Genomic DNA, 23450 nt, shown 5'->3' on the forward strand with positions numbered 1-23450 from the left:
ATTCATCCACGACTTAAAAGAAGTCGTGGTATTCTTGCATTTTTAAGATAAAAAAGAGTAAAAATAAAAAAATAAAAGAATTAGAATATTGGATCTTTCACCAGTCCAATTCTTAAAGAGTTTAGGATAACAACCAGAGTCAATCCCAAATCACCAAAACCAACAGACATCATTAATGTAATTATACCTAAAATTGCCAATATTACACACAATAATTTAACTGCAATTGCCAAAGTAATATTCTGTTTAATGATTCCCATTGTTTTACGGCTTAATGAGAACAGATAAGGTAGTTTTGAGATATCATCCTGCATCAGTGCAACATCCGCTGTCTCAATAGCTACATCAGAACCTGCAGCACCCATAGCAATACCTATGTTTGCACGTGCCAGTGCAGGAGCGTCATTGATTCCGTCTCCAACCATGGCAACATCTCCAAACTTATTTCTGATTGTATCAAGAATATTTAATTTATCTTCAGGAAGCAAGTTTGAATACACATAGTTGATTCCAATTTTATCGGCCACACTTTTTGCAGCAACTTTATTGTCTCCGGTAAGCATAATGGTCTGAACACCCTGGCTGTTCAAGTCTTCGATTACTTCAGAAGCATTTTTTCTAATCTTATCAGACACTGTGATGATGCCTAACACTTTTGAAGAATCACCAACAAATATTATTGTCTTACCATCAGCTGAGAAGTTATTTATCTCTTCACGAGACATATTGAATTCAGATCCTTCAATTAAAGCCTCATTTGCAGCATAGAACTGTTCACTACCGATGTTTCCAACTATACCTTTTCCAGGAACGTTTTTAAACTCATCGATTTCTTCAAATTCAATGTCATTTAAATCCGCATAGTTTACAATAGCCTGTGCAATCGGGTGTGAAGACTGATGTTCAAGTGAAGCGGCAATCTTGACAATTTCATTTTCAGAGTAGTTTTCATCCAAAACAATAACTTCGCTTAATTCAAGTTTTCCCTCTGTTAAAGTACCGGTCTTATCAAAGATTACTGCTTTTACGCCACGCATCTCTTCAACATATGTACTGCCCTTAATCAATACACCATTTTTAGTAGCTGCAGTAATAGCAGATACCATACCTACAGGTGTTGAGATTAAAAATGCGCATGGGCATGAAATTACCAATAGTGAAAGAGCCTTATAAACCCAGTCAACCAATGGCTGGCCGAACAATAATGGCGGAATGAATGCAACACATGCTGCTGCAACCATCATTACAGGAGTATAGTACTTTGCAACCTTTTCAACCAATGATTCAGTTTCAGAGCGGTTAAGCTGTGACCTTTTAACCAGAGTTACGATTTTTGAAATGACAGAATCTTTTGCTTTTTTGGTTACGACAACTTCCAGATAACCATCCTCATTAACAGTACCTGAAAAGACATTATCACCGATTTGCTTTAAGACCGGAACGCTTTCACCTGTAATTGAAGCCTGATTAATGGATGATGAACCTGAAATGACCTGACCGTCCAAAGGAATCTTATCTCCAGGTTTTACGATAACGACTTCACCAATATTAACATCATCAACGTTTCTAAGCTCTTCAGAATCCCCAACTTTAACTCTTGCGGTTTCAGGCGCAATTTCAACAAGTGATTTGATTGAACGTTTTGCCCGGTGTTCAGCATAATCTTCTAAAAATTCTGCAATATAGTAAAGAAATGTTACTGCTGCACCCTCTTCAGGATGGCCTATAATGAATGAAGCAACACATGCAATACACATCAGCATTGCAGGACCAATAGTGTGTCTTTTCACAAGAGAGTTATATGCCATTATGGCTATTTCATAACCTGCAATCAAAGCAGCAGCCATATATATAACAGTTACAAGAGTTGGTGAGAAAGATAAAAATTCAAGGATGTGACCTGCTGCAAACAGAACACCACTTGCAACGATGATTTGAATTGGCCTATTAGCTATCAGAGGTTTTCCTTCAGCCAATAATTCTCCATCATGGTCGTGATTGTGTTCATGGTCATCGTCATCACAATCAGGACACCCACAAAGACTTATATCAACGTCATCATGGTCATGGCAGTCACAATCAGGATCTGAACATGAATCTTCTTCATGATGATGCTCATGATCGTGGTCATGACAACCACAATCATCATCCACACAAACATCAGCCCCCACATGGTCATGATGATGCTCATGCTCGTGATTATGGTCATGATGATGCTCATGCTCATGGTCATGCTCGTGATTATGGTCATGATGATGCTCATGCTCATGGTCATGCTCGTGATTATGGTCATGATGATGCTCGTGGTCATGATCATCATCTGCACAATCAGGACAACCGCAAAGGTTTATTTCAACATCTTCATCATAGTCTATTTCTTCTCTGTGATCATATACGCTTAAATCTGTATTCTTTTGAAAATCTCTTAAAAGCTTTTTATCATAATGATTAGAATTTTCACAGTGAATATCTTCACAATTCGGGTCAAAACAGATGTAATTATAATGTTTAGGGTTTAGACAAATTTCTTCTAAACAATCAGAATCATAACACCTATTTGCTACCATATTATCACCAATTAAAAATTATTCTAATATATGTTCTAGGCCCACTTTGTAAATCATTTCAATGTGAAGGTCTGTAAGAGAGTATCTTGCCATCTTTCCTTCTTTTTGATATTTCACAATATTATTTGCACGCAATATCCTGAGCTGATTTGAAACTGTAGTCTGATTCAATTCAAGAGCGTCACAGATATCACATACGCATAAATCTTCAACACAAAGCAGGGAAATAATTTTTAATCTTGTTGGATTTCCAAATATTTTAAAGAATTCTGATAAATCTGAGTATTCATCTTCTGAAGGCATTCTCTCCTTTACACGGGCAACTGCATCTCCATGGGAGTTGAATACTTCACACATATCATCTTTTGCATTTTCAAGATTATTATTTTCCATAGTCATCACATATATTATATATTTACATATTATGATATGTTTATGTATTTAAATGTTTTCATATCATGATATTGTGATATATTATATTGAAAAAATAAAACTAAACATCATTTATGAATTAAACTTTAATAACAAAAAACAGAGAGAAATTAAAAGCATGAAAAAAATCATGCTTTTAAAATGAATAAAAAGAAAAATGAAGTGAAAATAAGGTTTATTTTCTTCTGATTACCGCGTAACCGCCGACAAGAGCGCCAGCAACTAACAATAATACTATTGGATTACCGGTTGCAGGCATTGTGTGGGTTGCAGTTGCATTGGTTGAGTTTGTATTTCCACCAGCAGCGTGAGCAGGAGCGTTTGCGGTTATGTTTGATGCTGCTTCACTGTGGTTTGCATCAGGAGGAACAATAGTACCGTTGTGGCCGTCTTCGCTTGCATCTAAGTATGGGTCTCCGCCAGCAGCGTGTTGTGCTTCATCGTGAGTGTTGTCAGGAGGAATGATTAAACCGTCGTGTCCGTCGTGGCTTCCATCCAAATAATAATCGTTACTATAATCTGAGACATCTGTTGTTGCACTTACTGCGCATGCTGAAAATATTACGCAGAAAACTGCAAGTATTGCAAATATTGTATTTTTGAATTCCATGCATATCACCTTAATGTTTTTTATGAATTTTTATTAATTTGAAATGTACCGAGTTATTTTTAGGATTTAAGACCTCTCTGCACAAGTAAATATATGAATAAGGACATATATAAAGTTTTTCGAATGTAAGTGCTCACTTGCATCTGAAAATAAAGAAAAAAAAGAAAAATAAAAAGAATTATAAAAAAACAAGAGATTTAAAAAAGAAAAATCAAAATTGAAAAGTTTTAAAAATGATTTGTCAATTCATGATGAAAACAAATCCGAATTTAAACTACTCAACATCCTTTAGAGCTTCAACCATATTTAAATCACCAATCTTATCTGAAAACAACAGGTTAACTCCAATTGATATTGCAAATGTTATCAGAGCTGACAGCAATATATTTCCCCATGTTAATGTCGGAATATAATAAAGGGAATCTCCAGCAGCACCCATCATCAGCGTCATGAAGTAAAATCCTAAAGGAATTCCTAAAACAAATCCTATAGCTGTGAAAATCAGGTTTTGTGTTAAAAGCAACTTTCTTAAAACATTTGTTTTGAAACCTAAAACCTTTAATGTTGCAATTTCCCTTTCCATTTCGGTAAATGACAGAATACCCAAATTATATAAAACCAGAATAGCCATTGCAACTGCAACTACAGTAACTATATACACCATTTCCATTACCGAATGAGTTATCTGATCCCAGCTTTTTTCAAGCTGGCCAATGCTTGAAACAGATTTGATTGAATCATAGTTTTCACTGAATTTGTCAGGAGTTATAATATTTGTTGGTGTAAAATTCAATCCCTGATCTTCTAAAGTATCAGGAGACATTATAAGACCCTGTGAAACGGGTTCTGCATGAATTTGACCTATTTTTGACGTTACCCATTCGTCACTTCCAACAATATGCCATCGGATTTCATCGCCCTTGGTTAAGTTTAACCTCTCAGCAAGCTTAACTGATATTGAAACATCTCCCTCGTCAATTTCAAGAGGTTCACGATTACTGTCAGTATAGGATATCAAATCAGTGTTATTCGATACCAAAAGCATTACCGTATCTTCCATATCGCCCGTTTTAATTTCAATGGACTGCTGCATGATAAAACTTCCGTTGGTATAGTTTAGAATATAATACAGTTCCATCGGATTCGCTTCACTTGAAAGAAGCAGTTTTGATTCGAAATGATTTATGTCATCATATTCCCATGTTTTTAACTCATTCATACAATCATTCATACCGAATGCTGCAATCAGCAAGGCCACACATCCCATCACCCCAACAATTGCCATCAATGCCCTGAATTTATTTCTCCTTGCATCACGCCAGTTCCATCTAAGATTAAAGCTTAAACGCCTCCAAATGCCGGAATTTTCAATGAACGAATTTGATGACATATTCGGAGCTTTTGGACGTAGAGTATTTGCAGGATTTTCACCGGATATTTTCCTACATGACAGATATGTAACAAAAACCGAAGATACAACCATTAACACTGCTACATAAACAAAACTCATCTCAAAACCAGGATTCCAGCTTGGCATGCTATAAATCGAACTCATTGTCGGATAAAACATTCTAGGAATTATCATAGGTCCTGCAATCACTCCCAAAATAGCTCCTGCCAAAACCGGCCAGAATCCATATGAGATGTAATGCAGAATTATCGTTTTATCCTTATACCCGACAGCCTTTAAAACCCCAATCTGAGTTCGCTGATGAGTCACAATCCTGGTCATTGTCGTTAGGAGAGTTAAAAATGAAACCAAGATAAATACAATCGGAAAAACATCCCCAATCATTTTGTGCTGTGTCATTTCCTCTGAAAATTTGGCGACACTAATCTGGTCCGCCTTTTTGGTAAATGACAGATAATCTATCGAATCATCCAATTTTTGTGTAAATTCGCTATCAGAACAGTCGTATTTGACAAGCAGCGTATCATACTGCAAATCTCCAGGATATGCTTTGCCGGACAAGTAAGCAAAACCTATTTGTGAAAAATCGGGAGTCAGTGAATTAGGGGAAGATTCGTAAATGTATTCCGGAGAATATCCCAAACCTTTAATCTCTTTGGTTATTTCAACATCATCAAACTTGAAAGTGATGTTATCCCCAACACTCAAATGTCTTTTGTCGGCAAAACGCTTATCCAGCCAAACTCCAGACTCGTCCTGAGGATCAAAATCCTTACCTTCAGTGACATGAAACTTCGAAATCGTTCCGTTTTCAATGAAATGCAGCTTGATGTCCGGATTGTTTTCCATGTCCGCCTGCGATTGAACAACCGCCTGCCGGTCGGTTTGGGTTGAAAATTCACTTACCTTTTCTACTGCAGAATCATCAAAATCAGTATTGTAAATCCAACCGTCTGCCATGTTGGTTTGTGCGTAATATTCATCGGAAGTTTGAACCAGACCATAATACTCCCCATAAATTCCGCAGTAAGCAAAAATACCTAAAAATGCCATTAGAAATATTGCAATAAACTGCGTCCTATTGATTTTAATATCTCTCAGCATCTTTTGGGTAAGTGACATAATAATGTATATGAAATAAATAAGATTTAAAATGAGCGGTACAGGAGGGATTTGAACCCCCGACATCACATGATGCACTCGCTCTCCAGACGAGCAACTTAGACCGGACTTGTAATACTGTACCTTTAAACGCCCTGTAGAGGATTTGAACCTCTGATATCCTTAGATACTTGCTTTCAAGGCAATCACTGTAGACCAGGCTGAGCCAACAGGGCATATTATTGAGTAGCTGTGGTGGGATTCGAACCCACGAAGCACTAAGCAGAGGGTTCTAAACCCCCCTCCTTTGACCAGACTCGGAAAACACAGCTAGATATATAAAATAGGAGCGGTGGGATTCGAACCCACGAAGCACTAAGCAGGGGATTTTAAGTCCCCCTCCTTTGACCAGACTTGGAAACGCTCCTATACAACAAAATAAGGATGGTAGGATTTGAACCTACGATGCACTGGGCACTGGATTTAATCCAGCATCCTTGGACCCGACTCGGAATCACATCCCCATGAAAACCAAATAGGTGCGGTGGGATTCGAACCCACGTAGGACTAACCAACGGATTTTGAGTCCGTCCTCGTTGACCACTTAAGTACACACCCATGAAATTTTAAAAAAGGCATGACAGGATTCGAACCTGTGCAGACTTAACACCGAATTAAGTCAGCCCCTTTGACCACTCGGGCACATGCCTAATCCTTAAAATTCAACGATAGCATAGGCTAATGGAAAATCAATCAATAATCAAGCTAAAGATTCCATTATTCAGTCAATACAAAAACAGCATTCATGACAACAGACCGGATAGCAAATCGTCATGTGCTAAAACCAAACAAAGAGCAAGCGGCCTTAAATTTAAAGACCTTTTAATCATTTTGACATTACGAATTTTGCTAACCATTTTTTATCACTACTCATTACAATTCTTATTAAATTTTTCTTAAATAGTAGTTACATTTTAATTTTATATAAATAAATGAAAGCAAAAGCTTTATGCAAAAAATAGAAAAAAAGATTAATAAGAGTTAATCAACTCTTTAAATAATTTAACAGTCTCATTCACACTTAAATCTGTATTTTCACTAACTTCTTCAAGATCAGCTTCCCAGAGAGAAATTTTTCCCATCGGAGTTACCAGAAATTTGAATTTGTGGTTTTTTCGAACAAGGTCTGTTTTTAAAAGAGGATATGCATTCAGCAAATCCATATATTTTGATTTGGATGTAACTTCAACCATCATATCACCTGAATAATAGTTGAAATTTATTATTTTTAAATATTTTGTCACCAAATAAGGGTGAATAGGTTAAAACCTATTCAACACCCTTCAGTGATTCGACCATGTCCAACCTTTTGATTTTCCTTGAAAACATAAGGTTTACAAGTATGGACAGGGAAAATGTTATTGCAGCAGTCAGCAGGAGGTTTAAAGGAGAAATTGAAGGAAGTATATAAAATGAGTCCCCTGAAGACTCCCACATAATCGCCAGAATATAATAACCTACAGGAAGGCCCAATATGAATCCGATAGCTGTAAACCACAGGTTTTGGGTTAACAATAACTTTCTTAAGGCGCCTGTTTTGAAACCCAACACTTTAAGAGTTGCAATTTCCCTCTCGATTTCAGTAAATGACAACAGACCCAAGTTATAAAGTACAACAACAGCCAACAGTGAAGCGAAGAATATTAATATGTATATTAAAAGCCACATTGATTCTGTCAGCTCATCCCAGCTTGAAGTCATTTCCTTCATGGAGTTTGATGCCTTGATTGCAGAGTAGTTTTTATCGACATGCTCTGCAGTTACAATGCTTGTTGGAGTGTAGTTTAAATCCAAATCCTCCAGCTTATCTGCAGACATTATTAACCCCTGTGAAGTCGGATCAGAATGGATTTTATCGATTGTTGTATTTACCCATTTATCTGAGCCCATAATATGCCATCTGACAGTATCGCCTACACCAACACCCAACAGATTAGCCATTTTTTGTGAAATTGAAACTTCATCATCACCGATTTCAACCTTATTCCAATCATAATCTGTTGGTGTGACCAAATCAGTATCGTTTAAAACCAATAGCGAACCGGACTTTTTAGTTGACCCCGATTCGATTTCAATGGCAGATTCCATCAGTTTATCACCATTCACCTCATCTGCAACATCATCAATTTCAGACATCACAGCTTCCTCATCAATTACAAGTTTTGAGTCATAATGGTTAATCTGATTGTATTCCCATTCCTTCAGGTCATTCATTCCATCATACATTCCAAATGCAGATACAAGCAGTGCGCTGCATCCGATTACACCCACAATTGTCATGACTGCCCTAAATTTGTTTCTTTTTGCATCACGATAGTTCCAACGTGCATTGAATGACAGCCTTTTCCAAAAGCCGAATTTTTCCAAAAGACCTGTTGTAGTAATCTTAGGTGCTTTTGGCCTTATTGTATCGGCAGGTTTTTCTTTTGAAATGCTTCTAACCGCAATGAATGAAACAACAAGTGACATCACAATCATCAATGCCGCAACATAAACGAAGTCCATGCTCCATGCAGGGTCCCAGGATGGCATCTTATAGGTTGCACTCATCGAAGGATAAAACAATTGAGGCAATGTCAAAGGACCTACAATCAGACCTAAAATGGAACCTGCAAAAACAAGCCAGAACCCATAGGATATATAGTGAATCATTATTGACCTGTTTGAAAATCCGCTGGCTTTCAAAATACCGATTTGTGTTCTCTGGTGTGCAATAATCCTTGTCATTGTTGTAAGCAAAATCAGCATTGCAATCAGGATGAATACAACCGGGAAAATATCTCCCATCATCTTGTGCTGGTCCATTTCCTCTGAAAACTGATTTACACTTGAGTGTTCTGATTGCTCTACAAATGAATTGTAATCACCATCCCTCTTATCTGACAACAAATCATTGTATGCAGATGCTGTACCGTTGAATTTGACCTGCATTACATTATATGGTACATTATCACCCGGAAATGCTTCATATGACATATATGCAAAACCAATCTTGTTGAAATCAGGTATTATTGATGATGTTGATGCATGATAAACATATTCAGGAGAATAACCGATTCCTCTGATTTGCCTTTCAATTTCAATGCCGTTGAATTCAAATGTGATATTGTCTCCGACTTTCAAACCCTTTGCATCGGCAAAACTCTTGTCAAGCCATACTCCATCATCATCACTGATATTTAACGGTTCCCCATCAATCAAATAGAACTTCGATAGAGTATTGTTTTCAACGAAATGCAGTGTAATATCAGGATCGTTTGAAAAGTCCCCCACCGAATCGACCACCAGCTGTCGCTCTGACTGTAGGGTCGGGCTTAGATTATTTACCTTGTCTACAAAATCATCATCCAGATTGGCTGAATATATCCAACCGTCTGCAAGGTTGGTGTCCTCATAATACTTGTCAATATTGACTTCAAGACCCACTGATTCTCCACCGACACCTGCAAAGACAAAAACACCCAGAAATGCCATTAGAAAAATAGATAAAAACTGAGTTTTATGCTTTAAGATGTCCCTTAACATCTTTTTGAAAAGCATGCCATCACCATTCCAAATCAGTGACCTTTTTCGGATTTTCATTAACAGCAATACTTTCAATCTGACCGTTTTTAATTCTTATGACCTTATCGGCAGCCTCTGCAAGTATTGCATTGTGAGTTACAATTACTACGGTTGTGTTTTTGTTATTGCTCATTTCCTGCAATAGGTTTAATATCAACACCCCTGTTTTGGAATCAAGCGCCCCTGTCGGTTCATCACATAAAAGCATTGCTGGCTGTTTGGCCACTGCCCTTGCAATGGATACCCTTTGCTGTTCCCCACCGGACAATTGTGCTGGAAACTGATTTGCATGATCTTTAAGACCTACAGAGTCCAGAACGTTTAATCCATCAATATTCACATCAACTATATCCTTCATCAGCTCGACATTTTCAAGGGATGTGAGGTTGGGAATCAGATTGTAGAACTGAAAAATAAAACCGACATTTCTTGCCCTGTATTCTGTTAGCTGATTGTCATTAAAGCTTTCAACATTTTGTCCTTTTACAATGATTTGACCAGAGGTTACTGAATCAAGGCCCCCCAGGAGGTTTAAAAGTGTTGATTTTCCCGCACCAGACGGTCCAAGAATTACAACAAATTCACCTTCATCAATTGTGAAATTAACGTTATCCATAGCTTTTAAAATGTGATCTCCTGATCGATATTCCTTATTAACATTTTTAAATTCTATGATTGTACTCATTTACATTCCTTCTTTAACTAGTTAAATTTAATTTTGTAAAAAATAGTATATAAAATTTAGGTATGCCTAAATATATGGTGTGAATAAATTAACCATAACATTCTAAAATTAAAATTATATACTTAATTTTCAAATTTTCCACAAACATTTCGCAAACAAAGAAACATATAAAACATTTCAAAACATATAATTATATTATAATAAAAATGTACAGGAAAAATGCAAATGTCATTTAATGAAGATGAAATGTTAATAATGCCTGCGGTAGACATTAAGAACGGAAAATGTGTACAGCTAGTTCAAGGAGAACCTGGAAGTGAAATGGTAGAAATTGAAAATCCAGAGCTTGTTGCAAAGCATTGGGAGGATTTGGGAGCTAAAAACATTCATGTTATTGATCTGGATGGAACAATAAATGGAGTTGCCAGCTTTGACGTTATTGAAAAAATCCTGAATGAAGTTTCAGTTCCAATCCAACTCGGAGGAGGAATAAGAAGCATTGAATATGCAAAACAGCTCCTTGACTTGGATATCGAAAGGATTATCATTGGAACAATGGGAATCAAACACCCCGAAACTATTGAACAGCTTTCAGATGAATACGGGTCAGATAGAATAATGATTTCCCTTGACAGCAAGGACAACAAAGTAGTCATTAAAGGATGGCAGGAAAAGATTGATAAAAGCCCTGTAGAACTTTCACAGGAATTTAAAGACCATGGCGCAGGAAGCATTCTGTTTACAAACGTTGACGTTGAAGGTCTTTTAGGTGGTTTTTACACAGAACCTGTTGAAAAACTTAAGAAATCCGTTGATATTCCGATAGTATATTCCGGAGGAGTAACAACAATTGACGATATTAAACTATTAAATGAAAGCGGTGTGGAAGGAGTTGTAATAGGTTCTGCACTGTATAAGGATAAAATTGATTTAACTGAAGCTTTAAAATACCAGAAGAGGTAATTAAATGAAAAAGGTAATGGCAACCGGAACATTCGACATACTCCACCCTGGACATGGCGTTTATTTGGAAGAGTCAAAGAAATTAGGTGGAGAAAATGCTAAACTTTATGTTGTTGTGGCGCGTGATTCCACTGTTGAGAGAAGAAAAAGAGTCCCTATCGTTGGAGAGGACCAACGTTTGGAATTAATTAAGATGTTAAAACCCGTGGACGAAGCATATCTTGGAGATGCAAATGGAGACGTGTTTAAAATAGTTTATGAAATTGACCCCGACATCATTACTGTCGGTGCGGATCAAAACCATGACATATCAAAATTACAGGCAGCTATTGACAAAAGAGGCCTGAAGGCAAAAGCAATTCGTGTTGAAAAATACAGGGATTGCGAACTCGACAGTAGCTGTAAGATTATCAAAAAAATTCAGAATACAAATTTCGAAGGAAAAATATTAGATAACTGTGAAGATTAGGAGATTATTAAAATGTTTAATGTAGCAATCATAGGAGCAAGTGGATATACTGGTGGAGAACTTTTAAGAATGCTTTTAAACCACCCTGAAGTGGAAATTACTGACATTACATCAAGACAGTACGATGGAACTCCAGCACATAAAATCCACCCACACATAAGAGATTCAGGACTTGAATTCAAAAACAAAAGTCCTGCAGATTTGGATGCGGATGTCGTATTTACCGCAACTCCGCACGGTGCATCAATGAAAATCGTGCCTGAAATATTAGAAACCGGTGAAAAAGTAGTTGACTTAAGTGGAGACTACAGATACAGGGACACTGCAGTTTACGAAAAATGGTATGGCATGGAACACACCGACAGCGAAAATAAGGGTGCTTTCGGACTTCCTGAATTATACAGGGACGAAATCAAAAAAGCCAACCTTGTTGCAAACCCTGGGTGTTTTCCAACAGGTGCGATATTGTCATCATACCCACTGGTTAAAAACAATCTGGTTGAAAGAATCATCATCGATTCAAAAACAGGCGTTAGCGGAGCAGGAGTCAACCCATCTGCTACAACACATTATCCGAATATTGCAGATAATGTTAATCCTTATAAAATTTCTTCACACAGACACATGTCTGAAATTCAACAGGAATTAAAAGGCTTTGAAGGCGTTAAAGTTTCATTCACACCTCATCTGGTGCCTGTCATCAGAGGAATTCAAACTACAAGCCACAGTTTTTTAAATGATGATAATATAGATATTACAGCAGACGAAATCAGAAAATTATACGAAAAAGAATATGGAGAGGAATTCTTCATAAAACTTATGGATGAAGGGGAAATACCTCATTTAAGTGCTGTTAGAGGATCCAACTTCGTACACATTGGCGGATTTGAAATAGATGATACTGGAAGACTTGTAATGCTTTCAGCAATTGACAATCTTGTTAAAGGTGCATCAGGTCAGGCCATACAGAACATGAACATCCTTTTAGGCATTGACGAAACAGCCGGATTGACACACTTCGGACTTCATCCTTAAGAGATTAGAAAAAAAGGGGGATTGAAATGGCAACATTAATAATCTATTACTCTCAGGGAGGAAAAACGGATTTGGTAGCTAAAACGCTAGCTAAAAACTTAAATGCAAGTTTTGTTAGAATCCACGATTTGAAAAAACGTGACGGATTTGGAAACAAATTTTTATCTTCAATAAATGCATTTAGGGAAAACAAAACCAAAATCACCCCATCCAATGTTGACATAAGTGAATTCGATACAATATACTTTGGAACACCGACATGGGCTGGAAATCCAACACCTGCAATACTGACCATAATTGACAGATGCAATCTAACCGGAAAAGACGTTATTGTATTTGCCACAATGGACAGCAACCGTGGAGATTCAAATGTCAGCAGACTTGAAGAGAAAGTTAAAATGAGAGGGGCCAGAGTTATTGAAAACTTCACTCTTGCAACCAAAGGCAAAAGCCCGGAACAAATTGTTAAAGATACCGAAGCGGTTATCGAAATGAAAGACTTGAAAATGTATAAAAGGTAGATTAAATGGCTAAAAAAGACAAATCAGAATTAAAAATTAAGGCAATTGAAAACGGTACAGTAATCGACCACATTACTGCAACAAAATCCCTGCATATTCTCAAGGTTTTAGGCCTTCCGGACTGTAAAACACAAAACGTTACAGTGGCCATGAACGTTTCATCATCCGAAATCGGAAGAAAGGACATATTGAAAATCGAAAACAGAGAATTGGACCACAGGGAACTCAATCAGGTTGCTTTAATTGCTCCTCAAGCTACCATTAACATTATCAGAAACTTTGAACCTGTTAAAAAAGACAAAATTAGGCTTCCGGACAAGATTACATCAATTCTTAAATGCACAAATCCAAAATGCATTACAAATTACGAAAACGAACCTATTACACCTAAATTCAATGTTATTGAAAAATATCCTCCGGTCGTCAGGTGCCATTATTGTGAAAAATTAATAAAAACTGAAGAAATCGAAAAGCAATTCGAATAATCTCAGTATCCCCTAATCAAATAATCCGCCAGTCTTTTTGAAAGTGCAAGTATTGTTAATATAGGCGGTTTTCCAGGCGCTACCGGCAATACGCTTGCATCACACACATACAAATTAGGGATTTCAGTTTCAAGGTTACTGTCAACCACTTTTCCAATGGCCGCTGTTCCTCCAGGATGGGCTCCCCTATAGACTGTTGAACTTATGGTTTTAGGGTCAACGCCAGCCTTTTCCAAAATCATTCCCGCAGTGGCAACACCCTGTGCAAGATATCTTATATCATTGATTGTATTTACCTTTTGAATGAAACCGTCACTGTGAACGTAACCCTTTGCATCATCAGGGGTCTTGACCATTATTGACAGGGTATCCTTGGCGTCTATGCTTTCACCGTCTTCATAGATGAATGTTGAAAAATGAGGAGACAAAACAAAGTTTTTGCCTATAACCAGACCTGCCATCTGAACTTCCGTGTTGAAATTGATATCTTTCAGATATCCTCCAACGGTTACGAACGGATCCATAAATAGCTCACGACCAATTCCTGTAAGTCCTGAACTTTTTAGGATTACTGCAGATTCAATGGCTCCTGCACATAAAATTATTTTTTTGGATTTAATGAGAAACTCTTCGCCATCCTTTACATATTTAACACCGCATGCTTCAAGATTGCACAATATTATGTCAGTTACAACAGCATCCGTTATTAGTGTGGCTCCTGCCTCGACTGCCTCATCAACAAAATCCTTTGCAGTCCATTTTGCATCAACAGGACATCCAAATGCACATTTTCCGCATTGTATGCATTCCTCTTCCCTGATGGCTTTCGGCATTTTTTGAACATCCAAACCCAATTCACGGGCAGCATCTAAAAACAGTTGTGTACCTTTACCGATATGTGAATCGTCAAGTTCATGAACTCCAACCAACTCTTCAACATATTCATATTCATTTGACAAGTCAATACCGTATTCATGAAGTTCACTGTCCAATGCCCTTACCATATTTGCCATGGACACTATTGTCGAACCTCCGACACATGTTGTTGCAAGCAAGTCAACATCAGGAACATACTCATTATAATAATTAAATGCATCCTTTGAGTCTATATATGGTCCCTTTTCTATGATGGTAACATTCTTTCCGTTTTTTGCAAGTTCACGAGCTAGAAGTCCCCCACCTGCACCTGCACCAACAATTACAAACATTTAATCACCAAATAATAAAATACACTTATGGTTATATTGAATTTAATCATATAAAAAACTTATTATTTTTTAATAAATTTAAAAAATATGCCTAAATTTTAGATTAATTTTAAAATATTTTAATATTAATGAATAATGTTAATAAAATTTAACCTAAACTTGAAATGTCCAGAATAGCTTACATAACATGATATTCACATGTGAAAAAATTAAAGAAAATGATTTAAAAAAACGTTTATTAAACATGTAATGCAAAATAAATATTAGATTAATCTATGTGAGTGATTTTATGCAAGATTATATTGATTTATTTGAAAAGGTTATTGCAAAAACTTCCCAAAAAGTAGATTACATTGATATTCGCTCAGGAAAAAGTGAAAACACCTCCATATTGATGAAGGATGGAGACGTGGATGAAATCAACACCGGAATGAGCCTTGGTGCAAGAATCAGAGTGTTGAATAATGGAGCTTGGGGTTTTGCATATACTACAGACTTATCCAAAATTAATGACATAACCGAAACTGCAATAAAACTCTCAGCATCACTTAAGGGAGATGTGAAATTAAGTGAAAGCGAAGTGATTAAGGACAAAACAGCAGTTGACGTTAAAATACCATTCAAGGACATATCCATTGAAGAGAAAAAGGAAATCATGAAAACCGCAGCTGATGCAGCTACAATCGACAAGGTAAACAGTACAACCGCCAGCTATGCGGACAGTGAAATTAATGAACTGTTCATGAACAGTGACGGCAGTGAAATCCAAGTCAAAACATCAAGAGTCAGAATGGCCTTGAACGCATCAGCAACCGACGGTGAGATAATCCAATTCGGCCATGGAAGCCTTGGAGGAGTAAAAGGTTTTGAAGTGATAGCTGAAAGAGACATTGAAGAGTTTGGAAGAACTATAGGTGAAAAGGCAGTAAGGTTACTTGACGCAAAGCCTGCACCTTCAGGACAGTTCCCGGTAATTGCAGATCCGGAACTGACAGGAGTGCTTATTCACGAAGCCCTGGGCCATGCGGTTGAAGGGGATTTGATTTTGCAAAACGATTCTATCCTAAAGGACAAGGTAGGCGAGATGATTGCATCCGATATTGTAAATATCTTTGATGATGCAAGTCTAAAGGACGGCTTTGGATATTATCCATATGACGTTGAAGGAGTCAAAACAAAACCTAATCAGCTAGTCAAGGACGGAAAACTGATTTCACTTTTAAATTCAAGGGAAACAGCCTCTCAGCTTGGCATGAACTCCTCAGGAAATGCCAGGTCAATCATCAGCGACAAACCAATCGTTAGAATGAGCAATACCTATCTGCAGCCGGGAGACAATACCTTTGAAGAGCTGATTGAAGACATTCCAAATGGAATCTATCTTAAAGGTTCAAGAGGAGGCCAGGTGGACACAGGTAAGGGAATTTTCCAGTTCAATGCCGCTGAAGGATATCTTATAGAAAACGGAGAACTGAAAACCCCACTTAGGGATGTTTCACTTTCCGGAAATATCCTTGAAACATTGAAAAACATTGATGCTATCGGAAATGATTTTAAATTAAGCGTTGGATTTTGTGGAAAGGACGGTCAGACAGCCCCTGTAGGTGACGGAGGACCACACACAAGAATATTGAATGCATTAGTTGGAGGAATGGGATAATGATAAGTGACAGAGCAGGACAATATTTAGTAGACATAGCAAAGAAAAGCATTGAACATTATATCGAAACAAAGGAGAAACTGGAAATTCCAGAAGATTATCCTATTGAACTGGATGAAAAATTAGGGGTTTTCGTAACATTAAACAAAAACAATGCATTAAGAGGATGTATCGGATATGCAGAACCTATCGAACCTGCAATAAAAGCAACAATCGAAGTGGCAATTGCAGCCGCATTCAATGATCCGAGATTCAGTGCAGTAACCAAGGACGAATTTCCAATCCTTGATCTGGAAGTGACAGTTCTCACAAAACCTGAAATGATTATTGTAGCACACCCTGACCAATACTTTGACGAAATTGAAATCGGCAGGGACGGACTGATAATTCAAAAAGGATATTCAAGAGGCCTTTTACTTCCACAAGTAGCTACAGAAAATGCATTTACGATTGAAGACTTTTTAGAACATACCTGTATGAAGGCAGGAATCAGTGCAGACAGCTGGATGGATGAAAGCTGTGACGTGTACCGATTCCAAGGACAGATTTTCAAGTAGTGTTGACTTCGCCAACTTTTAAGAAGTTGGGGATTCACGATTAAATCAACATGCTATTAGTGAGCTAAATGTTAATACTTTCGAGCCGATGTCCACACACTACAGACCATGACAATTTCGATTAGAAATTGTCTTTATTATTTTCTTTTTTAATAACTAAGTTTCATCACAAAACAATAATCTAACAGCACATGGGAGCTGCACAATAACAAATCAATTTTTTAAGATATTTCAACTGAAATGATGCCACTAATGAATAAAAATATAATGAAAAACAACAAAATTAAGATTATAATTAACAGCTTATTAGATTTTTTCTCATGTGGCACTTCGTTGTTGATTTTGGTGTCTTTTTCACTAAGTTCTTTTTTAGGCAATATAATTTTATAGTTTCCAGTAATTTTAGGCTCTTCAATAGGATTTCCCACTAGATTTGAAGCGCCGATTACTAATTCCTTAAACTGATTTTCAGGATGTGGGAAAGCCTGCAGCCAATTGCCTCCATTTAAACTAATGTCAGAGTTATCAGAGGAGTAGTTTTCATCAATATTAAATGATAAAATGGGAATGTCTGCAGAAGAAGCGATTTTTAAATCAGCTTTAACGTAATTAGATTTTTTTGCATTATCAGAAAAAACTAAAAGGAAACATCTGGACTTTTTAATCACTTCGGTTAATTTTGAAATGGAATCGTTGATGGAGAGATCCCTATTTTTAATCCAACATCTGATATTGTTTTGCTCTAAGACATGACAAATGGCATTGGCTATTTGAACATCTTCTTCGCTAAAGCAAATATAAACCTCATTTTCAAATTCCTTTGCATTTAAATCATCCGAATGAGATGAATTGTTTAAGATATAAGAAATATCAGTTAATAAATGATTATATTCGTCCTTGACGTTGCCGGTGACATTAATTGAAGGCTTTTCTTTCAGGTATAATTCTAATTGACTGCAGATATCTGAATTGTCAATATTAAAAATTAGAATAGGAATATTAGATGAAAACGCAATATCAATTTCTGTTCTGATTTCATTTGATTTACATCTATCTTTTGAATAAACCAACACAAAACTCTTTGAATTTCTAATTGCTTTTGATATTTTGGAAACAGAATCTGTTTCTAGGAAATCCCGTTTTTTAAACCAGCACTTAATATCATTTTCCTTGAAAAGTTCACAAATTTCACTTGCAACATTTTCATCTTCAATATCATAACAAATAAAAACATCGTATTGCATAAATAACCCTTAAACATTACCATATTCATTAATCAATGCATCGAACAATTTGTTATCATCACTGACGCTTTTAATAATGGTTTTTCTAAATAAATACTCTTTTCGAATTATAAAGAAATATACTAGGGAAACAATCCACAATAGTATTATAAAAATGGCCTGTATGAATCTTGCTTCTATGAAATATGGTCCGAAAAAAAACATGTTCACATAGAAAACCAAAGGAATAAGGCATAACACTCCCTGTTTGACTAATTTTTTCATTCTTGATGAATATCCCATATACAATAGTGCAAGGGAATAGAATGGAGTGAACATTAAGATTAATGATTTCCACTCATTTTTCAAATTTGGTTGGTTGAATTCTCCGTTTTGCGCTCTTTCTATTACATTACTGTCCACAAAAGGATTTATTTTCTCTTTACCAAGTAATTTAGATGCATCATTTACTAAATCTCCGAAAACTTCTTCAGGTTTTGGAAATGCTATTAACCAATGAGTAGTTTTTAAATAATATTCCAAATCATCCTTAGGTAATGATTCATCAATTCCAAATGAAATAACTGTTTTATTTTTTGAAAAAGCTAATTTAATTTCATTTTGTACAAATTGGGAGTTTTGTGAATTTTCTGAGAAAACCAAAACAACCAGTTCAGTACTCTTAATTGCATTTGAAATCTCTTCAGCATAATGTTTGCCAGAAGTAATATTTCTTGGTGCAATCCAACAAGGAATGCCATTTTCTTCAAGAACATGACAAATTGCATCTGCCACGACTTTATCTTTTGTTGAATAGCTTATAAAAACATCATGTGCCATATCATCACTTAACCATCAGATAAGTTAACATATTTGAATCATTAGCGGTTGCTTCAATTATCCTAGGACTGCCACTTATGCTCAATCCTTTTGAGTCTGATTTGACACTATCCTTTGGAACTATAAATCCTATATTATTACTATCATCAATATAAAGATTATGAGTAGCGTTAATTCGAATTTCTGAATGCATTGAATTTCCCATATATTTATTAAAATTATCCGAGTTGTTTGTAATTTTAAGCTCAAAATCTTGGGAACTATACTTCCCTTTAACTGTAAGGATTGTATCAGTCATATTATACTCACTGTCTTTTGGAATTTGAATAAACATGTCATTCCATTCAATGTCTTCAGGGACGCTATAAAACATAAATGTATATATAAATAAAAGCACGGCCAAACAAACAAGAATAATGGATATTTTACCCAAAATATTCTCCATTGATCCGTTATTTAATTTTTTCAATGTCATCTTAACCACAAATATTTATAGATTAGTCAACAATGCTAAATAATCTAAATACATTATATATAATATCCTATCTCATATTTATAATATTTAAATATTTTTATGAACATTGAATAACGATTAATGAAATGGTGATGAACATGTTTAATTATCATGAGTTCTAAAAAAAGCATAGAGAGTAACCTAAATTAGCCATATCTCACATTATTATGGTTCTAAAACAATAATCTTGAAAATTAGATTTGAAATATATATTGCAAAACTTTAAAAACGGATGAGATAAACAAATCCATATTTATACCGGCCATTTGAAAAAATCCATGATTGCAATGCTTTTTCACATTACTAATTTTCCTAATTTGAGTGAAGCTTTTGGGGATATTTTAATTATTTTTTTAAGTACTTCATTAGCGGAAATCTCATCAAAACTTTCTTCATGAAGTGCATGACCAAGCTCATTTAATTCTTCATCAGACAGGGAATATATATAATCCTGCACTTCTTTATATCCTTTACTTTCATAGTCAAGTTCTTCACGAACCATTTTATCATATAATTTTAAGAATTTTTTAGAGCAATCCTCTTTAATAGCCTGAGCCGCTACCTGACCAGCATACATTCCACCAATCATGCCCGGAATAATTCCTTCACCGGTTAATGGGTTTACCTGACCTGCCGCAGCTCCGACAACCATAATATTGTCGTCATAAAGTTTTTTGGTCATTCCTCCAGCTGGATCTCCTCCAACATTTAATTCAACAGCTTGAGCATTTTTTAAGTATGGAGACTTGGCGATGAAATCATCTAAGTATTCTTTAGGTGATTTTTCTGCTTTGTGAGGAATAATCCCTAAACCGACATTTGCAATATCATCTCCTTTAGGGAAAATCCATACGAATCCTCCAGGAGCACATGATCCGAAATGAAATTCACTGATACCTGGTTTTTCGAATTCAACATTACACATTTCATATTGTACACAGGACCCCATTTCATTTGCTTTTGCAGCCGGTAGAAGACCTGCCCATCTTGCGACATGTCCTTCAGGACCGTCAGCTGCAATCAGTATTTTACATTTGAAATCCTCTTTTTTACCCATGGATTCTGTTTCAACAATAAAACCGTTTTCAATTTTTTCGATACCAGTTACTAAAGTTTTAATTCTGATTTCGGCACCTGCTCTTGCAGCATCCATAGCCATGTGTTTATCGAATACTTTTCTTTCAAGGACACAATCTGCTCCAGAAAGATTTACTTCATCTTTTGTTAACCATATGTCTGTTCCGTCCGGTGTTAGAATTCTCATACCATCAATTCTTTTGGCAATCCAACGAGGAGAAAGTTCGATTCCCAATTTTTCAAGACCTTTAACCGGTACCTCTTCAGCACATCTTTTTGGTGAACCTATTTCAGATTTTTTATCCATTAAAATAACTTTTGCACCGCCTAATGCAGCGTGTTTTGCTGCGCTGGAACCTGCAGGTCCAGAACCAACTACTATTACATCAGTTTCAATCATATAATCATTCCTCTTTTTCTAAAGCATCAATAGGACATGCTTTAATGCATGTATCACAATCTTTACAGTCGTCATCGTTAAAGACTAATGAATATTCTCTAACTTGAATCAAATTTCTTGGACATACTCCTGCACATTCTCCGCAGAATGAACACCAATCTTTCACTATCATAAAAATTTCCTTAAATACCGAATAAGTTAATTATAAATAGTAGGGTTTTTATAATATTTAAAAATTTGTTAAAAATAGAATAAAAAAAGAAAAATAAGTTTTTGATCATTATTTAATCAATGAAAAAAATAATATACCAACTAAAATATCACAAAATTATCCACAAATTTAATTAACGGCTCTTTCAAAAACTTAAGTGATTTCGATTTTTAATAATTTTTGAGCCTTGATATTTTTTCTTCTTATTTTTTCTTTATTTTAAATTTAAAAATAGGAAAATTAATATAATAGGTGAAGCTAATATATTAATATAACTAAAACAAATATAAAAGCTTCAAATAGTACTATGTATGATAAACAATTTATACTTTGCGATTTTTTTCCAGAGTTTAATGAATTCCGTAGTTCCGATGATAAATCTCGTTTTGGATGTGATTCCATTGCTGATTCTTTATTTGTATCATCAAGAAAAGATGAAATGTATTTTAAAAGTACTAATGTTCATTGTCCAGAATGCAAGTCTCGCAATGTTGTCAAAAATGGTACATTTAATAGAAAATTAATTTTTTTAAGGATTGGGAAGCAAAATTGTATTGTTCAGAAGTATAAATGCAATGATTGTGGTAAAATCATTTACACTGACTTATCTAGTATTGTTAATGGAAATTCTATATTACATTACCAGTTATTGAACATATAGAGTATTTATATAGTATTTTTAGTGGTAGCCTCCATAGAATACAAGATTCATTAAAAAAAGAGCATAACATTGAAATTTCACATCAGAGCATAGAAAATATCATATTGGGCTCTAATTATGAAGTTAACCATGAAAATATGACTTATTCTGGATATTACTTATTTGATAGTCTCTGGGTAAAACAAAATGGAAGATGGAAATATTTTTTGGCTTTATTCGACCTAAAATTAAATACAATAGTTTCCAAAGAATTAGTCGATTCAGAGACTATAGAAAATGCATATTCATTTTTAAATAGATCACTAGCCAATCAAGAAAAGAAATGTATAATAACCGATTTAAAACCCGAATATAGGGTTGCAATTGATAGATTAAAAATAAAACAACAATTCTGCAAATTTCACATTAAACAATTAATAAATAGGGAAATTAAGAAATCTATTGATAAAAATGACTATTCTGATGAAGAAATAGGGTTAATTTATGACTACAAAAGCGTGATGTTTGATATAATTAATTCTAATTCAATAGATGATGCTATAGAAATTAGAGATAAATTATATGAAGTTAATACATCTTTTCCAATGATTATTAAAGATTTAGCATGGAAATTAATAATTCCTGAATTTAAAAAGATCACAAATCACCTAACAGACAAAAATATCGTGCTAACATCGAATAAAATTGAAAATTGTTTCCTAAAAAACTTTCCAAAATACATTAAAAAGATTTTTAAATCAGATGAAGGTATTTTGAAAAGATTTGATTTGAAATTAATGTATTGGGATGTGAACAATGCGAATTACTAAAAATCACTTAAGTTTTTGAAAGAGCCTTAAAAAAGAAATTACAAAATCAAAACATACCTCTGAAATAAATTTAAAGTATTCTGTAAACAGTTAATACCCATTAATTGAAGCGCCATCTAAAAAGATAATTACAGCAAAATACCGCTTCGGCTAAAGCAGGATAACGCCTAAAGGGATTTTACAGATTATTGATGGAATCCCTCATAAATGAAATGTTACCCACAGCCAGAAACTATTTTTAAAAAGCACTTTAACATCCGCAATGTTAAAAACTGATGTGATTTTAGCCTAGGATATATATCCCCTTGAACAACCTCGCCTTATAGAAGGCGAGGATTCCTAGATTATTTTTCACTCAATCGGTTTATTGAGTATTTTCTAGGCTAT

At 35.3% G+C, this 23450-nt stretch carries 21 protein-coding genes and 5 tRNA genes; 8 read left to right on the forward strand and 18 right to left on the reverse strand.

What is annotated here, in order from left to right:
* Nucleotides 1-80: 80 nt before the first annotated feature.
* The 12 genes from Q0W04_RS08750 to Q0W04_RS08805 all read right to left on the reverse strand — a co-directional run bounded on the left by Q0W04_RS08750 (nucleotide 81) and on the right by Q0W04_RS08805 (nucleotide 10430).
* Entirely contained in the window at nucleotides 81-2567 is a 2487-nt protein-coding gene (locus Q0W04_RS08750; protein WP_298502190.1) for a cation-translocating P-type ATPase, read from the reverse strand.
* Nucleotides 2568-2585: 18 nt separating this feature from the next.
* Complete coding sequence (locus Q0W04_RS08755; protein WP_298502193.1) at nucleotides 2586-2960, reverse strand: helix-turn-helix transcriptional regulator; 375 nt, start codon at nucleotides 2958-2960, stop codon at nucleotides 2586-2588.
* 214 nt (nucleotides 2961-3174) lie between these two features.
* Nucleotides 3175-3609, reverse strand: coding sequence for a hypothetical protein (locus tag Q0W04_RS08760; protein ID WP_298502196.1), 435 nt, complete (start codon nucleotides 3607-3609; stop codon nucleotides 3175-3177).
* A 274-nt stretch (nucleotides 3610-3883) separates the two neighbouring features.
* Nucleotides 3884-6142, reverse strand: coding sequence for an ABC transporter permease (locus Q0W04_RS08765; RefSeq protein WP_298502198.1), 2259 nt, complete (start codon nucleotides 6140-6142; stop codon nucleotides 3884-3886).
* 36 nt (nucleotides 6143-6178) lie between these two features.
* Nucleotides 6179-6266: transfer RNA gene (locus Q0W04_RS08770), tRNA-Ser, on the reverse strand.
* A 6-nt stretch (nucleotides 6267-6272) separates the two neighbouring features.
* Nucleotides 6273-6357 (reverse strand) — tRNA-Ser (locus tag Q0W04_RS08775).
* Nucleotides 6358-6368: 11 nt separating this feature from the next.
* A tRNA-Leu gene (locus Q0W04_RS08780) sits at nucleotides 6369-6453 on the reverse strand.
* A gap of 12 nt (nucleotides 6454-6465) precedes the next feature.
* Nucleotides 6466-6549, reverse strand: a tRNA-Leu gene (locus Q0W04_RS08785).
* A gap of 108 nt (nucleotides 6550-6657) precedes the next feature.
* Nucleotides 6658-6739: transfer RNA gene (locus tag Q0W04_RS08790), tRNA-Leu, on the reverse strand.
* Nucleotides 6740-7152: 413 nt separating this feature from the next.
* Nucleotides 7153-7374: a hypothetical protein gene (locus Q0W04_RS08795; protein ID WP_298502201.1), complete on the reverse strand. Its 222-nt coding sequence runs from the start codon at nucleotides 7372-7374 to the stop codon at nucleotides 7153-7155.
* A gap of 76 nt (nucleotides 7375-7450) precedes the next feature.
* Nucleotides 7451-9763 carry an ABC transporter permease gene (locus tag Q0W04_RS08800; RefSeq protein ID WP_298502204.1) on the reverse strand — a complete coding sequence of 771 codons (2313 nt, stop codon included), beginning with the start codon at nucleotides 9761-9763 and terminating at the stop codon, nucleotides 7451-7453.
* Nucleotides 9726-10430 (reverse strand): ABC transporter ATP-binding protein, encoded by a 705-nt coding sequence (locus Q0W04_RS08805; RefSeq protein ID WP_298502207.1) that lies wholly within the window; start codon nucleotides 10428-10430, stop codon nucleotides 9726-9728. Before Q0W04_RS08805 ends, Q0W04_RS08800 begins: the two co-directional genes overlap by 38 nt.
* Before the next feature lie 225 nt (nucleotides 10431-10655).
* On the opposite strand from Q0W04_RS08805, the gene hisA reads away from it, so the two are divergent.
* Genes hisA through pyrI form a run of 5 tightly spaced genes read left to right on the forward strand, consistent with a single transcriptional unit; the run spans nucleotide 10656 to nucleotide 13903 of the window.
* Nucleotides 10656-11393, forward strand: a complete 738-nt coding sequence (gene hisA / locus Q0W04_RS08810) for a 1-(5-phosphoribosyl)-5-[(5-phosphoribosylamino)methylideneamino]imidazole-4-carboxamide isomerase (RefSeq protein ID WP_298502210.1) — start codon at nucleotides 10656-10658, stop codon at nucleotides 11391-11393.
* Nucleotides 11394-11397: 4 nt separating this feature from the next.
* A complete protein-coding gene (locus Q0W04_RS08815) occupies nucleotides 11398-11862 on the forward strand; it encodes an FAD synthase (RefSeq protein WP_298502212.1) in 465 nt (154 codons plus the stop codon).
* 12 nt (nucleotides 11863-11874) lie between these two features.
* Nucleotides 11875-12897: an N-acetyl-gamma-glutamyl-phosphate reductase gene (gene argC / locus Q0W04_RS08820; protein ID WP_298502214.1), complete on the forward strand. Its 1023-nt coding sequence runs from the start codon at nucleotides 11875-11877 to the stop codon at nucleotides 12895-12897.
* A 26-nt stretch (nucleotides 12898-12923) separates the two neighbouring features.
* Complete coding sequence (locus tag Q0W04_RS08825; protein ID WP_298502218.1) at nucleotides 12924-13418, forward strand: flavodoxin; 495 nt, start codon at nucleotides 12924-12926, stop codon at nucleotides 13416-13418.
* A gap of 5 nt (nucleotides 13419-13423) precedes the next feature.
* A complete protein-coding gene (gene pyrI / locus Q0W04_RS08830; RefSeq protein ID WP_298502221.1) occupies nucleotides 13424-13903 on the forward strand; it encodes an aspartate carbamoyltransferase regulatory subunit in 480 nt (159 codons plus the stop codon).
* A 2-nt stretch (nucleotides 13904-13905) separates the two neighbouring features.
* On the opposite strand, the gene Q0W04_RS08835 is transcribed toward pyrI, so the two are convergent.
* Nucleotides 13906-15111, reverse strand: coding sequence for an FAD-dependent oxidoreductase (locus tag Q0W04_RS08835; protein WP_298502224.1), 1206 nt, complete (start codon nucleotides 15109-15111; stop codon nucleotides 13906-13908).
* Between the two features lie 289 nt (nucleotides 15112-15400).
* Here Q0W04_RS08835 and Q0W04_RS08840 point away from each other — a divergent pair, with 289 nt between their 5' ends.
* Nucleotides 15401-16771 carry a TldD/PmbA family protein gene (locus Q0W04_RS08840; protein WP_298502227.1) on the forward strand — a complete coding sequence of 457 codons (1371 nt, stop codon included), beginning with the start codon at nucleotides 15401-15403 and terminating at the stop codon, nucleotides 16769-16771.
* Nucleotides 16771-17328: a TIGR00296 family protein gene (locus Q0W04_RS08845; protein ID WP_298502230.1), complete on the forward strand. Its 558-nt coding sequence runs from the start codon at nucleotides 16771-16773 to the stop codon at nucleotides 17326-17328. The genes Q0W04_RS08840 and Q0W04_RS08845 overlap by 1 nt, the downstream gene beginning before the upstream one ends.
* Nucleotides 17329-17549: 221 nt before the next feature.
* Here the strand turns inward: Q0W04_RS08845 and Q0W04_RS08850 are convergent, their stop codons facing one another.
* The 5 genes from Q0W04_RS08850 to Q0W04_RS08870 all read right to left on the reverse strand — a co-directional run bounded on the left by Q0W04_RS08850 (nucleotide 17550) and on the right by Q0W04_RS08870 (nucleotide 21554).
* The gene (locus Q0W04_RS08850; RefSeq protein WP_298502232.1) at nucleotides 17550-18572 is read right to left on the reverse strand and encodes a toll/interleukin-1 receptor domain-containing protein; all 1023 of its coding nucleotides are present in this window, start codon (nucleotides 18570-18572) and stop codon (nucleotides 17550-17552) included.
* A gap of 9 nt (nucleotides 18573-18581) precedes the next feature.
* Nucleotides 18582-19391 carry a toll/interleukin-1 receptor domain-containing protein gene (locus Q0W04_RS08855; RefSeq protein WP_298502234.1) on the reverse strand — a complete coding sequence of 270 codons (810 nt, stop codon included), beginning with the start codon at nucleotides 19389-19391 and terminating at the stop codon, nucleotides 18582-18584.
* A gap of 4 nt (nucleotides 19392-19395) precedes the next feature.
* Entirely contained in the window at nucleotides 19396-19764 is a 369-nt protein-coding gene (locus Q0W04_RS08860) for a hypothetical protein (RefSeq protein ID WP_298502237.1), read from the reverse strand.
* Between the two features lie 436 nt (nucleotides 19765-20200).
* Nucleotides 20201-21382 (reverse strand): NAD(P)/FAD-dependent oxidoreductase, encoded by a 1182-nt coding sequence (locus Q0W04_RS08865; RefSeq protein WP_298502239.1) that lies wholly within the window; start codon nucleotides 21380-21382, stop codon nucleotides 20201-20203.
* Nucleotides 21383-21386: 4 nt separating this feature from the next.
* Nucleotides 21387-21554: a 4Fe-4S binding protein gene (locus tag Q0W04_RS08870; protein ID WP_292744004.1), complete on the reverse strand. Its 168-nt coding sequence runs from the start codon at nucleotides 21552-21554 to the stop codon at nucleotides 21387-21389.
* 837 nt (nucleotides 21555-22391) lie between these two features.
* Here Q0W04_RS08870 and Q0W04_RS08875 point away from each other — a divergent pair.
* The gene (locus Q0W04_RS08875) at nucleotides 22392-23063 is read left to right on the forward strand and encodes a hypothetical protein (RefSeq protein WP_298502243.1); all 672 of its coding nucleotides are present in this window, start codon (nucleotides 22392-22394) and stop codon (nucleotides 23061-23063) included.
* The last annotated feature ends 387 nt before the right edge of the window (nucleotides 23064-23450 follow it).

The organism is uncultured Methanobrevibacter sp. (assembly GCF_947170395.1).
GTDB lineage: Archaea > Methanobacteriota > Methanobacteria > Methanobacteriales > Methanobacteriaceae > Methanocatella.